The organism is Neptunomonas qingdaonensis, assembly GCF_900113275.1.
GTDB lineage: Bacteria > Pseudomonadota > Gammaproteobacteria > Pseudomonadales > Balneatricaceae > Neptunomonas > Neptunomonas qingdaonensis.
This window is the reverse complement of sequence record NZ_FOOU01000016.1, coordinates 76,914-91,812: the sequence shown is the minus strand read 5'-3', so window position 1 is coordinate 91,812 and position 14,899 is coordinate 76,914. Positions and strand designations below refer to the sequence as shown.

Genomic DNA, 14,899 nt, shown 5'->3' with positions numbered 1-14,899 from the left:
AGCTGCGAGTAAGTAAGTCATTTAATGTGGTATGCATTGCACTGGCGAACAAGTTGTCGCGGATAGCCTATGCTGTTTTAAGTAAGAATGAGCCTTATCAGGCACAACAGGTTTAATCGGGTTTGCAATAATAGAGCGTGATGATGAAAACGGTTGACCGTCCGGGTGGCAAACCTGTCATAAAAAACAGCTGTGAAAAGCTGCCGGCTTTTTAAGGGCTATCTGGCGCGGATGCTCATCGTGGAGCGGGAATAACACATTCCTAATTAAAGACTCCGAATACATTAGCGCAAAACCACCTCATGATCACAAATCTGTGTTGCAATCATGAGGGGAACCATACATTTTTATGCCTGTTGTGTTGTCGATTCAGCAGTGCTTGCCAGAAGCTGATCATCCAGCTCAAGCAGCACAGACTCCAGCAGATGATGCTCTGCCCCTAATACCGCCATGTCATCCACCGTAAGCGGCTGCTGCAGGCGTTTCAGATAAAAGTGGCCATCGTGTGAGTAGATCTTGTCGCCGATAATGGGGTAACCCAAATGAGCAAGATGGGCACGAATCTGATGCTTGCGGCCAGTGAATAGCTCACATTCGATCAGTGATTTATCAGCCTGTCGTTCCAGAACCCGAAAGACTGTTTTACTGAATTTTGGCTTAGGGTAGTCTGTTAAACAGTTAGGGTCGACAACATACATCTGGCTTCGAATGACACTAGCCATCTTCCCGGATAACTCGCACTCAAAGGTCAGTTGATCCCAGGCCGGGCTACCATTAACCCATGCATGATATACCTTCCTGCGGACGAGCTGCTGAAAATGCTTTTTCCATTTCTGATCTGCATTTTTGTCTTTGGCAATCAGTAAAATACCGCTGGTTTCTGTATCCATTCGATGCAACAGACGCGCATCAGCATAGGCGGTTTCACGCCTGATCAGTGAGATCAATGTCTGATAAAGATTACGCGTGGTGCGGCTAACCGGCAGTAAGGCGGGCTTATACACCGTCATCAGCTCATCGTTTTGCCACAGGAGCCGCCAATTAACGTCGACCTGAGCTTCAAGATGATCCGCTAAATAGAGGGTTACCTGTTGCCCGATAACAAGCGGGTAGGCCGGCGGAACAACCAGACCATCAACCTTGACCCAGCCCTCCTGAAAAGAGTACGGCAACTGAGCAACATCACGCTCAACCAGTCGGGCAGCTAAAAACGCAGCAACTGTGCTGACAGACTCCGTCAGCACAGAAAAATTCAAACAAAAACCTTCCTCCGCCTGCTCTCTTTCTGAAAGTGGAAGACAATCCTGCGTCAAGGCATCTCCGCAGAATGCTCAAAACTTTTGCTAAAAAATGCCTGAAATGTAAACAGGCAAAGAGAGGCGAGTCCCCAGATCAAACCGGTAACAACACCCAGATCAATTATACCGCGCCACGGCTGCGCCAACTGATGCACCAGCAGAACCATCGCGATAATCCCCAGCGTCAGACTGTAGGTCACAATCATGCGTTTACGAATAATTGAAAAGAATCCCATGCAAAACAGCGGCGCTAACAACAACCTCAACGGCGTAACATTTTGAGACAGATAGAGGATACGAGCAGCCACTCGGGGAGACCACGCCTGCTGAAAGCCTCGATATCCTTCAGAAAAGCCCATAAAAATAATACACGCCACTAGCGCCAGCCAATGATACCACTCAAGGTTGTAATCAAAGGTTTGCCAACCGATCGCACTTAATCGATAGATGGCACTACCCAGCAGCAAACCGATACCCGTGATGCCCCACAGAACAGCAATATACCCTAGCACTCTCGTATCTCTTCCAGATTTCGCCATTTAAGCTGCGTATTGTACTCAACTTTGACCGATACTAAACAAAAAAAACCGCCCATTAAGGGCGGTGAAGTGCACGTTACTCACTCAAAACTTACATAGATACTTTCATTTATAGCTTAATAACCCTTCAACTCATCAATGTACTCCGGCAAGAACAGCGAAATCTGGGGTACATAAGTGATCAGCATCAGGAAGCCTAACAACAGACATAACCACGGCAGACACGCCTTAATTACCCAGATCATATTCTGTCCGGTAATACCCGCCGTTACGAAGAGGTTCAGCCCCACCGGCGGCGTTAACATACCGATCTCCATGTTCACTACCATGATGATACCCAGATGGATCGGGTCAATACCCAGCTGTACAGCGATCGGGAATAAGATAGGCGCCATAATCAATATGATCGCTGACGGCTCCATAAAGTTACCAGCCATCAGCAGTAAGATGTTCACCACGATCAGGAAGCCCCACGCCGGCAAGCCCCACGCCATGATCGATTCAGCAATCGTATGCGGGATACGTTCGGTCGTCAGCACGTGAGCGAACAGCATCGCATTGGCAATAATGAATAACAGCATCAGGGATACTTTTGACGCATCAAGTATCACTTTGCGAACTTCTGGATCCGCAAAGGACTTAGGAATCGCCATCAACATCTGAGCGGTATTACGCGCAGCAGCCGAGGCATAGTTTTCACCCTCTTTCTGCCACGGAATGCCCTTCATCGGACCGATATCACGGTAACCAATCACGGCAATAAAATAACCGTACACGGCTGCAACGGCAGCGGCTTCTGTCGGTGATGCTATACCCCCGTAGATAGAGCCCAGTACGATGATGATCAACATCATCCCACCTAACGCAATCACACCTGAACGCGCCAGGGCTTTAAAGCCTGGGAACGGCTGTGCAGGCAGCCCCTTAATGCGCGCCACAATATAAATAGCGATCATCAAAATAAGACCCATCATCAAGCCAGGTATGAAACCGGCCATAAACATACGTGAAGCAGACACTTCAGTCGCCGCTGCATAGACCAGCATAACGATTGAAGGTGGAATCAAGATCCCTAACGTACCTGCGTTAGCAACAACACCTGCGGCAAAAGATTGTGGATAACCTGAACGCACCATGCCGGCGATACAGATAGTTCCAATCGCCGCTACCGTAGCAGGAGATGAGCCCGACACCGCAGCAAACAGCATACAGGCCATAACCGAAGCCATCGCCAGACCACCGCGAATGTGGCCTACGGTATCAACGGCAAAGTTGATCAGGCGTTTGGCAACACCACCGGTCGACAAAAATGCCGATGACAATATAAAGAAAGGGATCGCTAACAGCGTATAATGCTCAGATGTTGCTTCAAATAATTTTAGCGAAATAGACGCTAGCGAATCATTAGAGAACATCAGAATAGTAGCCACGGACGACAGCCCCAGTGCAACGGCTATCGGCATACCGATAAACATACAAAAGAACAGGGTGATGAAAAGAACGGCGATAGTCATGATTTATCTCCCTTATCTTTATTGGAATCGGTATCACCCAATGATGACTCTTTCAGCGCTTTGGCAATCTCCATCGACTCTTCGGCTTCATCCGCAAAATGGAAACCATCCGCTTGACCAATGATGACTTTCCAGCCGAGTTGCAGGAAACGAACAATCAATAAAACAAATCCGATCACCAGAATACTGGTCGGCATCCAACGTGGAATCGGAACATCCTCCAGCTCAATGCCAATCTTGATTAGCTTCTCGATATAGATCCACGATCCATATAAAAACAGAAAGCAATAGATCAGACACAGCACGATGGCCAGCACTGTCAAAAACCTGTGTATTCTGCTTGGCAACATTTTCACGAACACATCAACGCCAATATGTGCACCCACCTTAACGCCATAGGAAGCACCAAACAGTACAAACCAGGCGGACATCAGCAAAGTCACTTCCTGAGCCCAGTGGATACCCGCGTTGAAACCAAACCTGGCCACCACCTCAGCGAATACTAATAGGGTCATTGATACTATGAGTAAGGATAAAAAGCCCTCCTCAAAGTTCGAAATCAGTTTTTTAATCATCACAGCCCCCATCGACACGACTTACATCGATTATTTTTATGTTGAGACAACACTTACAGGACAGCTCAACCCAGACAACAAATCAGTGCAACTAATCATTACGACGATTATGTACAGCTGCAGCAGCACAGGGAGAAGCTCTCTTCTAAACAATATTCTCTAGGTATTACTTTCTAGGTAAGAATTTCTGGAAAATACAGACGGACCGGGACGGCCCGCCTGTAAAGCAATACAAGCTTATTGATTAGCGGCTTGGGCTGCGTTAATCAGCTGAACACCGATATCTTTTTCAAACTGCTTCCAAACAGGCTTCATTGCATCAACCCACTGCTGGCGCTCAGTATCTGTCAGGGTGATGATTTCAGAACGATTAGAGTCAATAATTTGCTGCTTATCTTCATTAGCTTTTTCATCAGCAATGCCATTACCGTATGCAATGGCATCACTCAGTGCTTTTTTCAGCTCAACGCGCAGATCATCATCCAGCGACATCCAGAACTCAGTAGAAGTCACCACTAAGTAATCAAGAACACCGTGATTAGATTCGGTGATGTAAGGCTGTACTTCGAAGAATTTTTGCGAGTAGATATTCGACCAGGTATTTTCCTGACCGTCGATAGCCCTGGTCTGCAGTAGTGTAAATACTTCAGAAAACGGTTTTTTCAGAGGGACGGCTTCAACCGCTTCAAACTGCGCCTGAAGCACATCAGAGGTCATAATACGGAATTTTCTGCCCGCAGCATCTGCAGGTACTCTCAATGGGTTACTCGCAGACAACTGCTTCATACCATTATGCAGGTAACCCAGACCTATCAGCCCTTTCGATTCAAGCGAGCTTAATAGCCCCTGACCTTCTGGACCTTGCTGAAAACGCTCCACAGCGTCCATGTCTTTAAACAAGAAAGGTAGATCGAAGACCTGCAATTCTGGTGTGTATTTTTGGAATTTAGATAATGAAGGCGCAATTAGCTGAATATCGCCTAGCAACATTGCTTCAAGCTCCTTGCCATCGCCGAACAACTGCGAGCTGGGAAACACCTCAACTTTGACTTTCCCGGCAAGACGCTCATCGACCAGCTCTTTGAATTTAAGAGCCATCTGTCCTTTAGGGGTACTTTCAGCAACTACATGAGAAAATTTAATTTCGATTGGGGCTGCTACAGCGGCCTGGGCACCCAGTGCCAAAGCGATTGCAGTTACAGCGGCGGTCAATAAACGCATAGTGTCTCTCCTGTTATTGGATTTATTCTGCTTGTTGTGCGTTTTTACTCACGTCTGCTTTGTAAAGCCCTGACGTCAGCGTCTACACTAATAAAGCAAAGACGATGCCATAAAATATTTTATTTTATAAAACAGCAAGTTATAAAAATCTTTCTGTTTTTTTCAATCCAAAATGGCGTAGTTCCACCCATCGGCAAACAGATAAAATGGCGGAAAACCACCCATCCTGTTTGAATTAGAGGCGGAGCAAATGCCAGGAGCGTCATTTTTTGATATGGGTTAGAGACAAAAACTAAAGAATCACTATAGTTTGCCGCTGTTAAGTTTATATTAAGATGATATTTGTAACTCAGGAGTAAGATGTGGCTTCCAGGATGAATACCAACAAAGGAATGTCTATTCAGACGAAGGTCAACTTTTCACTTATTGCTGTTTTCTTGGTTGTGTTCATCAGCAGCCTAACCGCTATATTCAAAAGTGAAACCGAACTCAGCCATCAGGTCGCGCGTAAAACCACACTCGCAACCGCTGACTCCTATTTTGACAGCATCAATATATTGATGCTCAGCGGAGCAATGACCAACCGTGCCACATTACAGCAGAAAATCATCACAAATGACGACCTCACAGAAGCCAGAATTATACGTGGCGATGCCGTTTCAGGCGTATACGGGGCCGGTTCAAGCGATTCAGGCATAGAGGATGACTTTGATCGACGCGCAATGAAAGGCGAACATATCGTTGAAGAGATAAATGATGATAAAGGCCATCGACTGGTTGTCGTGACGCCCATGAAAGCGTTAAGCAACTACAAAGGCACTAATTGCCTGCTCTGCCATCAGGTCAGCGAGGGTGATATTCTCGGTGCCGTTCGCGTGACCTACTCCTTTAACAGCCTTGATGCAGCCATCACCAGCAATATCACGGCTATAGCTTTGGTAGAGTTGGCTTTATTTATCGCAGGCATTATTGTCATCAGTTTGCTCCTTCGCCGGTTAGTTATCACACCTATCAACCGCCTCAGCAATACCATCCAGAGCATCGAAAAAGAGGGCAACCTCAATCTGAGAATAGATGTTACCTCGCAAGATGAAATCGGACATATGTCCACCGCCTTTAACTCAATGCTGAACCATTTTCACGACAGCCTACAGCAAGTAAGTATTACCATTTTACAATTGGGAACGTCCAGCACACAGATTAACAAGATAGCCAATATGGCGTCTCAAGCCGTTAGTAATCAACAACTTCAAACCAGCGCTGTTGCTTCAGCAATCCAACAGATGGAGTCTGCGACACATAGCGTAGCGACTAATGCAGAACATACCGTTGCCGCTTCAGATTTAGCGCTTAAGGAAACCAACAGCGGTACTCAAATCACTCAGGCGGCATTACAAGAGATTGAAAGCCTGAAAGAGAATATGGTACGCGCTACGCACGCCATTCAACAGTTGAATACTCAAAGCCAGAATGTAGGGACGGTGTTAGAGGTGATCCAGAAAATTGCCGGACAAACCAACTTACTGGCCCTGAACGCCGCCATAGAGGCAGCACGTGCCGGCGAGCAAGGCAGAGGCTTTGCGGTTGTCGCCGACGAAGTCAGAACGCTCGCCAGCCGAACCCACCAATCTACCGAAGAAATTAACAATATTATCGGACGTTTACAAAAAGATGCTGAAGGAGCGGTTTCCGTGATGCAAATTGCTATGAACAGCGCTGAAGCCGGTGTTGAAAGCGTACAGAAAACATCAAATGCGTTGATAAATATTGCAGAAGAAGTGCGTGTCATCAATGACATGAACCATAAGGTAGCCAGTTCCATTCAGGAGCAATCACAAATGACAGCGAGCGTAGAAGCCAGTGTTCACGATATCAGCCAGAGCGCCAGCCGAACAGCCGATCGCGCTTCCCAGTTAACAACGGTTTCTGCCGAGCTGGCAACGCTGGCCTCACAATTGGGCACATTGGTCAGCCGTTTTAAACTTTAAAGTCGTTCTTATCCAGCCCGTATTTACACATTTTGTCATACAAGGTTTTGCGCGGCAGGCCGAGGCTACTCAGCGTGTCCTTTATTGATCCTCCATGACGGGCCAGCTCAGTTTGCAAAAGAATTTTCTCAAAGCGCTCAACCTGCTTCGGCAGGGTCATTTGCCCCGTCTCAGCACTGTCTGTAATCGGGCGGTTGTCAAAGTCAAAGGTACAGCTTTCCCCTAACAGCACATAACGCTCGGCCAAATTACGTAATTCTCTGACATTGCCCGGCCAATCATGCGTCATCAGACTATGCATACGCTCTATGCTCAGCGGCAACACTTCCCGACCATATTGTGTGGATGCCAGAATGGAAAAGTGCTGAAACAACATAGGAATATCGTCAAGCCGCTGCCTTAACGGAGGAATATCGACACGTACCACATTTAATCGATAGTACAAATCTTCACGAAACCTTCCCTGCTCGGCCTGCGTTTTCAAGTCGGCTTTACTCGCCGCTATCACCCGAATATTCAACGGGATCAACTCGTTAGAGCCAAGTCGTTCAATGGTTCGCTCCTCCAGCACTCTGAGTAATTTAACCTGCAGACTCAGCGGCATACTCTCAATTTCATCGAGAAACACCGTGCCACCATCAGCATGCTCAAACTTACCAATGCGTTTCGCTTTTGCATCAGTAAAAGCGCCCTTTTCATGCCCGAATAACTCACTTTCTATCAAGCTTTCGGGCACGGCGCCACAGTTAATCGCTACAAAATTCTTGTCACGTCGGCTACTGTGTTCATGGATATAACGGGCCAACAGATCTTTACCTGAGCCTGTCTCAGCAAGAAGCAGTATATCGGCAGGTGTATCGGCCACCGTATTAACTAAGCGTCGCAGCTGAATCACGGACGGCGAATTGCCGATAATACGCGGGCCAGGTGCACTTTGCGCTTCCAGTTCCAGGCGTAACCGACGGTTTTCGATGGTCAGGGCCCGTTTCTCCATTGCCCGGCGCACAATATCTACCAGCAATTCAGTTGAAAATGGCTTTTCAATAAAGTCATAGGCACCGTTGCGCATAGCGCTGACTGCCATTGATATATCACCATGCCCGGTAATCAGGATGACCGGCAGATCTACATCAATAGCCCGTGCTTTTCGCATCAACTCAAGCCCATCAACACCGGGCATATTAATATCGGTCACCAACACACCGCACCACTGCTCAGTTATATGTTCAAGCGCCTGCTCTGCCGTAGCCAGAGCAATCACGCTATAACCGGCCAGTTCAAGCGTTTGTCCTGCTGAAAGTCTGATATGTTTCTCATCATCAACCAGCAGCACAGTATTATTCTGATTAATGTTATCTTGATCCAGGTTCAGAGACTGCATACGTTTTCCCGTTACAAAGATGTCAGTTGTTGGCTAAAATCCCGGGCAGAATCTGCCGGCAGTGAAAGCGTAAAGACAGCGCCACCTTCAGGATGATTGGAGACACTCAGTTGCCCACCCAGGCTATCAATAATACGATACGAAATTGACAGTCCAAGGCCGAGGCCCTGACCTGCTTTCTTAGTCGTATAGAAAGGCTCAAACACCCGCTCTAACTCCTTCTCAGGAATTCCCGGGCCATAATCACGCACCTGTAAAATCAGCTTCGCCTCCTGAGAACTCAGCAAGATATCAATCTTTTTATTTTCCTGTGTTTCCATTGCCTGCATAGCATTACTGATTAAGTTAACCATTACCTGTTCTATCCGAACGATATCACCCAAAACATAACAGGACTCTAAATTCTTCGGCCAGTTAATCGAGACTTTTTCACGTCCCAGACGTCCATACATAATGGACATAGCGCCCTCTTTAACTGATTGCATAGAAACTGATTCTGTATGACCACTGGTTTTTCGGGCGAACTCTTTTAACGGATGAATGATCTTTGCCATGCGTTCGGTTAACTGACTTATTTCAGACAAATTGGTGGCTACCGGTTCCAGACGATTCATTTTCAAAAACTGTCGTGCATTATCTGCATAGGCCCGAATAGCCGTCAGGGGCTGATTCAGTTCGTGATTGATACCCGCTGACATCTGCCCCAACACCGCCAATTTAGCGGTTTGAATCAGCTCATTCTGCGTGTTCTTATGCAGGTCCATCTCTTCTCTGATTTTTTCATTGGCATATGTCAGATCGATAGTCCGTTCGCGCACACGGCTTTCCAGCTCTGCCTGGGAGTTTTGCAGCGCAAGTTCATACTCTTTACGCTGAGTGATATCATGAATCGTCACGATAAAGCGCTTAGTATCCTCTCTGTGCATTTTCCCAATGGTGACCTCAATAGGAAAACCACTTCCATCCTGGCGCTGACCCGATGCTTCTATGAACAGGTCTGGCAATTCGCTCAAAGCCGCTCGCGTAATGTGCTGCCAACAAACCGAACGATCCGCCTGCGATAAAAATAAGCTAAAGTATTGATGCTTTACATCCTCCTCGCTGTAACCGAATAACTTTTCAGCCATATGATTAAACGATTCAACCCGCCCCTCTTTATCCAGCGTTATCAGCCCCGCCTGAGTATTATCGATAATATCCCGAATGCGGGATTCATTTCTCTCCAGCGTTTGTATTTCCCGTAGCTTAAAACGTGTACGCTCTTTGACGATACGGCGCCTGGAAGTGACAACCATCACCAATAACACCAGCGCGATATACACAAAGGCAGCCAGCATGACTGCGTTCAGCACCTGCTTATGCACCGGCTTCATACTGGCAAGAATTGAAACCGTATAACCCGCGTCCTCAACAGGTGTGCTCTGCAAAAGAAACTCTCCGCTTTTCAAGTCATCCAGCGCTCCATTACGCAGCGTGTCAGCATCCACCAGTGTGATCAACTGACTCCCATCGTCGCGTTGCTCGCGCTTAATGATATTCAGCGACGTCAGCGGGTAGTCTCCATAACGCATACTTTGGTAAATTCGCTGTGTATCAGTTTCTAACAACGGCGTCAGTGTATGAAACTTCCAATCTTTACGCGTCGAGATAAAAATAACACCGTCCTCATCGCTCACAATCAGATCAGTAGAAACATCATTCCAATCCGTCTCAATCTCATTAAGATCGATTTTTACCACCACTGCACCAATAATCTTGCCACGATGCTCAACAGGATAAGAAAAAAAGTAACCGCGTTTTTTAGACGTAGTACCTAATGCAAAATAACGCCCGGGACGTCCCTGAATAGCATCCTGAAAGTAGGGCCTGAATGCAAAGTCCCTACCGACAAACGAAGCGTCTTTACTCCAGTTACTCGCCGAAACCGTTAACCCTTCTTCGTTCATTAAGTAGGTATCAGATGCGCCGATAACGTCATTAACCTGCTCAAGATAGAGATTAGCCCGCATTTGGGCATCATTGCTCCCATCATATAGCAGTGTGTTAATTAACTCAGAGTGGGTGGATAGTAAGCGAGGCAGGTCTTTATAACGGTCCAGTGTCTGCTGTAAACTCAGCATGTAACGATTCATATCTGCCTTGGTTTTCTGTTGCAGAGAACCCATTCCCTGATGGCGGCTCAAGCTTGTCACCTGAATCAGTAACAATATAAAGCCGCACACCAGAGCCAGGACGATTAAGGGACGGTAAGTTAAAAAATACCTTGCCAGAATCACACTCCTTCTAAATAATTTATAACCAAACCAACAGATCTTAGTATGAAGTGGAAATTATCTGCTGCTATGATTCTATAGGAAACCTTTAATTTCTACACCGAAGCACGCAGAATGCTATTTTTTCGATCCACGTTTAACGACTCCTTTAATTCATTAAGTAAAGATGACCGAGATACCTTATGCTGAAACGTACTAAAATTGTAGCTACTTTAGGACCGTCAACGGATAAGCCCGGCGTGCTCGAGGCATTAATTCGCGCTGGTGTAAATGTTGTACGCTTGAACTTCTCACACGGCACCGCTAACGACCATCGTCAGCGTGCACAAGCCGTGCGGGAAACAGCACGGCGCATCGGTAAAGTGGTCGCTGTCATGGGTGACCTGCAGGGTCCTAAAATCCGCATTGCTAAATTCAAAACAGACCGAATTGAGTTAAAAAGCGGCGATCTGTTCACGCTGGATGGCGAACTCTCCAGCACAGCAGGTGACCAGCATCAGGTCGGTCTCGATTATAAAGAGCTGCCAAAGGACTGCCTCCCCGGCGACGTTTTACTGCTGGATGATGGCCGGATGCAACTCAAAGTACTCAAGGTCAACGGCTCACGCGTCGAAACAGAAGTCTTACTCAATGGCCCTCTGTCCAACAATAAAGGGATTAACAAACAAGGCGGAGGCTTATCTGCAGCTGCCCTGACTGATAAAGATAAACGTGACATTCTGGTCGCTGCAGAACTGGACATGGACTACGTTGCTGTATCTTTCCCTCGCTCGGCAGCCGACATAGACGAAGCCCGCGCACTATTGAAAGCAGCAGGTTGTCGTGCCGAGATCATTGCCAAAATAGAACGCGCCGAAACGGTAGCCGATGATGAAGTGCTGGATGCACTCATCCTCGCCAGTGATAGCGTCATGGTTGCTCGTGGTGACCTGGGCGTTGAAATCGGTGATGCGCAGTTAATTGGCGTGCAAAAACACATTATCAATCGCGCCCGCGAATTAAGCCGTACCGTCATTACTGCCACACAAATGATGGAGACCATGATCAAAAACCCAATGCCGACACGTGCCGAGGTATTTGATGTCGCCAATGCAATACTCGATGGCACCGATGCCGTCATGCTCTCGGCAGAAACAGCTGCAGGGGATTTTCCCATCGAAGTCGTCAGATCGATGACTGAAATCTGCCAGGGGGCCGAACGCCACCAGTCCGCACGTCCGAGCGTCACCAGTATTACCCAGCAAAGCGACCGGATAGATGAAACCATTGCCCGCTCGGCGATGTATACCGCCAACCATCTCATCGGCATCAAAGCGATTATTTGTCTGACAGAATCCGGATCAACACCTCGCTGGATGTCCCGTATCCGCTCAGGGTTACCTATTTACGCACTCACCCGCCATGATCGCATCATGCGCCGTATGGCACTGTATCGTGGTGTAGAAGCAATGTTCTTCGATGCGACCAACGTCGATGAATCTCGTTTAAATGATGAGATTCTTGCCGGACTAAAAGCCAAAGAGCTACTCAATAGTGGTGACCTGATCATACTGACTCGTGGCGCTACTATCGGCGAAAATGGTCGTACTAACTCGATGCAGGTGCTGCAGGTTCCTTAGAAAATCTCAACACACTGTCTGACACAGCTATTTGATCTAAGGAGGCTCTTGCCTCCGTTTTTATTTGAATCTTAGAAGCGTATTGTGTTTTAACTGATAATCTTTCACTGAACCGCCAAACAACCGGATAGCCTTATGAATCTCGCTGCTCAAATTGCTCAGGAACTAGGGGTGCGCCCACAACAGGTTTCAGCAACCATCACTTTGCTGGATGAAGGCGCCACCGTTCCTTTTATTGCCCGTTATCGCAAAGAGGTAACCGGCGCTCTGGATGATATTCAGCTACGTCAGCTGGCGTTGAGGGTTGATTATCTAAGAGATCTTGATAGCCGCAAACAAACCATTCTGAGCAGCATCAAAGAGCAGGGCAAGTTAACCGAAACTCTCGCCAGCGCCATCGCATCAGCAGACACCAAAGTGCGCCTCGAAGATCTGTATCTGCCCTATCGCCCAAAACGCCGCACTAAAGCGCAGGCTGCACGTGAAGCCGGACTGGAACCCCTCGCCTTACAGCTGCTGAACACCGGGTGTGACCCTCAGCAAGCCGCCTGCCCCTTTATTAGTCCGGAAAAAGAGATCGCGGATGCAGATGCCGCATTAGCCGGAGCACAACAGATTCTGATTGAACAGTTCTCAGAGCAGGCAGAACTATTGGAGCGATTACGCACCTGGTTATGGCAGAACGGCATTATCAATGTCAGCGTGGCCCGCGGTAAAGCATCAGACAATAGTAAATTCCGTGACTACTACGACCATCAGGAAGCGATCCGAAATATGCCATCACATCGCGCCCTGGCGATGTTTCGCGGCAGTAAAGAGGGCGAACTGAAAATTACGCTGCTACCGCCAGAATCGATGCATAAGGACCCCATTCAAGCCATCGCTCAACAAAACCACATCCCTGCAGGCAAAGGACTCCGCGCGTTGTGGTTGCAGAACTGCGTTGAGCTGACATGGAGTCAGAAACTGCACAAACAGATTGAAAACGATCTGCTTAAACGCTTGCGTGATGAGGCTGAAACGGAAGCCATTGACGTTTTTGCGCGCAACCTGAAAGATTTGCTGCTAGCAGCCCCCGCCGGACAGAAAGTAACCCTGGGACTTGATCCTGGCCTCAGGACCGGCGTTAAGGTAGCCGTCGTCGACTCCACCGGAAAATTACTCGATCATGGCAATATTTATCCGCACGCTCCGCATAAAAAGTGGGATGAATCCGTTAGCACGCTGGCCAAGCTCGCCGCTAAGCACAAGGTCTCGCTGATCAGTATCGGTAACGGCACCGCGTCCCGGGAGACCGAGCAACTGGTAAAAGAGCTGAGTAAACGCCACCCCGAACTCAACCTAACCTCTGTGATCGTCAATGAAGCGGGAGCTTCCATCTATTCTGCTTCCGAACTGGCCAGTCGCGAATTTCCGGATCTGGATGTCACTATCCGAGGCGCAGTATCTATCGCACGACGCCTGCAAGACCCGCTCGCCGAACTGGTAAAAATCGAGCCTAAGGCGATTGGTGTCGGACAATATCAGCATGATGTCGACCAGAAAGCATTAGCGGGGTCACTAGAAAATGTTGTCGAAGATGGCGTCAACCATGTAGGCGTTGATCTGAACACCGCCTCCTGTGAGTTATTATCACAGGTGGCCGGATTAAACCGCACTACCGCACAGAACATCATTGACTACCGGGATAAACAAGGACGCTTCACTGATCGAAAGCAGTTACTCAAAGTTCCTCGTCTTGGCGCCAAGGCTTTTGAGCAATGTGCTGCCTTTCTCAGAATCCGCGACGGCAAACAGCCTCTCGATAATTCCGCAGTGCACCCTGAAGCGTATCCTCTGGTAGATAAAATGGCGTTAACGCTACGCTGTAAAACGGCTGAACTTATCGGTAACAGCACCTTAATAAAGACACTTGCTGCACAACAGTTCATTTCCGATCAATATGGTGAATATACCGTAAATGACGTGATCGCCGAACTGGAGAAGCCCGGCAGAGATCCACGACCTGAGTTTAAAACCGCGCAGTTTGCAGAGGGCGTAGAAACACTCAAAGACCTGCACATCGGTATGCAGCTAGAGGGCGTTATCACCAACGTGACAAACTTCGGTGCTTTTGTTGATATCGGCGTACATCAGGACGGACTGGTGCATATTTCACAGTTAGCAGACCGGTTTGTTAAAGATCCGCACTCTATTGTTAAAACCGGCGATATTGTTCAGGTTCGTGTAACCGAGGTGGACGAAGCCAGACGACGTATTGCGTTGTCGATGAAAAGCCAGGCCACAGTCGGGAAACCCGTACCTGCTAAAGCCAAAAGCGCCTTGCCGGCATCGTCTGCAGCAGAGAAAAAGCCAAAAAGTATGCAGACAAATAACGGGCTGGCGGCGGGTTTAAAAGCAGCCGGTTTCAAAATCAAATAATGCAACGCACTGTTTCTGTGCCTTCTGAGGGAAGGTCTGGTTATAATGCTATCCATTTTATCATCCAGGA

General features: G+C 47.8%; 10 protein-coding genes. 3 read left to right on the top strand and 7 right to left on the bottom strand.

Going from position 1 to position 14,899, the window contains the following annotated elements; translation table 11 throughout:
• Window positions 1–347 precede the first annotated feature (347 nt).
• From BM099_RS17790 to BM099_RS17770, 5 genes are all read right to left on the bottom strand, one after another.
• On the bottom strand, window positions 348–1,313 hold the full coding sequence (locus BM099_RS17790) for an RluA family pseudouridine synthase (RefSeq protein ID WP_232349008.1): 966 nt from the start codon (window positions 1,311–1,313) through the stop codon (window positions 348–350).
• The gene (locus tag BM099_RS17785) at window positions 1,310–1,810 is read right to left on the bottom strand and encodes a hypothetical protein (RefSeq protein WP_090730161.1); all 501 of its coding nucleotides are present in this window, start codon (window positions 1,808–1,810) and stop codon (window positions 1,310–1,312) included. The genes BM099_RS17790 and BM099_RS17785 overlap by 4 nt, the downstream gene beginning before the upstream one ends.
• 143 nt (window positions 1,811–1,953) lie before the next feature.
• Window positions 1,954–3,351, bottom strand: coding sequence for a TRAP transporter large permease (locus tag BM099_RS17780; RefSeq protein ID WP_090730159.1), 1,398 nt, complete (start codon window positions 3,349–3,351; stop codon window positions 1,954–1,956).
• The gene (locus BM099_RS17775; RefSeq protein ID WP_090730157.1) at window positions 3,348–3,926 is read right to left on the bottom strand and encodes a TRAP transporter small permease; all 579 of its coding nucleotides are present in this window, start codon (window positions 3,924–3,926) and stop codon (window positions 3,348–3,350) included. The genes BM099_RS17780 and BM099_RS17775 overlap by 4 nt, the downstream gene beginning before the upstream one ends.
• 237 nt (window positions 3,927–4,163) lie before the next feature.
• Complete coding sequence (locus tag BM099_RS17770; RefSeq protein ID WP_090730155.1) at window positions 4,164–5,147, bottom strand: TRAP transporter substrate-binding protein; 984 nt, start codon at window positions 5,145–5,147, stop codon at window positions 4,164–4,166.
• A 362-nt stretch (window positions 5,148–5,509) separates the two neighbouring features.
• On the opposite strand from BM099_RS17770, the gene BM099_RS17765 reads away from it, so the two are divergent.
• On the top strand, window positions 5,510–7,135 hold the full coding sequence (locus BM099_RS17765) for a methyl-accepting chemotaxis protein (protein WP_244889954.1): 1,626 nt from the start codon (window positions 5,510–5,512) through the stop codon (window positions 7,133–7,135).
• Here BM099_RS17765 and BM099_RS17760 read toward each other — a convergent pair.
• Window positions 7,125–8,516: a sigma-54-dependent transcriptional regulator gene (locus BM099_RS17760; protein ID WP_090730153.1), complete on the bottom strand. Its 1,392-nt coding sequence runs from the start codon at window positions 8,514–8,516 to the stop codon at window positions 7,125–7,127. The genes BM099_RS17765 and BM099_RS17760 overlap by 11 nt on opposite strands.
• An 11-nt stretch (window positions 8,517–8,527) precedes the next feature.
• Complete coding sequence (locus tag BM099_RS17755) at window positions 8,528–10,708, bottom strand: ATP-binding protein (protein ID WP_244889955.1); 2,181 nt, start codon at window positions 10,706–10,708, stop codon at window positions 8,528–8,530.
• A 263-nt stretch (window positions 10,709–10,971) separates the two neighbouring features.
• Between BM099_RS17755 and pyk the strand changes: the two genes are divergently transcribed.
• Window positions 10,972–12,408, top strand: a complete 1,437-nt coding sequence (gene pyk, locus BM099_RS17750; RefSeq protein WP_090730151.1) for a pyruvate kinase — start codon at window positions 10,972–10,974, stop codon at window positions 12,406–12,408.
• 135 nt (window positions 12,409–12,543) lie between these two features.
• On the top strand, window positions 12,544–14,829 hold the full coding sequence (locus BM099_RS17745; protein ID WP_090730150.1) for a Tex family protein: 2,286 nt from the start codon (window positions 12,544–12,546) through the stop codon (window positions 14,827–14,829).
• Window positions 14,830–14,899: the final 70 nt, after the last annotated feature.

Bases quoted from the DNA above. Each gene is read 5' to 3' on its own strand.
- BM099_RS17745 (WP_090730150.1), top strand. From the start codon at position 12,544: ATGAATCTCGCTGCTCAAATTGCTCAGGAACTAGGGGTGCGCCCACAA.
- BM099_RS17775 (WP_090730157.1), bottom strand. From the start codon at position 3,926: ATGATTAAAAAACTGATTTCGAACTTTGAGGAGGGCTTTTTATCCTTA.
- BM099_RS17780 (WP_090730159.1), bottom strand. From the start codon at position 3,351: ATGACTATCGCCGTTCTTTTCATCACCCTGTTCTTTTGTATGTTTATC.
- BM099_RS17770 (WP_090730155.1), bottom strand. From the start codon at position 5,147: ATGCGTTTATTGACCGCCGCTGTAACTGCAATCGCTTTGGCACTGGGT.
- pyk (WP_090730151.1), top strand. From the start codon at position 10,972: ATGCTGAAACGTACTAAAATTGTAGCTACTTTAGGACCGTCAACGGAT.
- BM099_RS17760 (WP_090730153.1), bottom strand. From the start codon at position 8,516: ATGCAGTCTCTGAACCTGGATCAAGATAACATTAATCAGAATAATACT.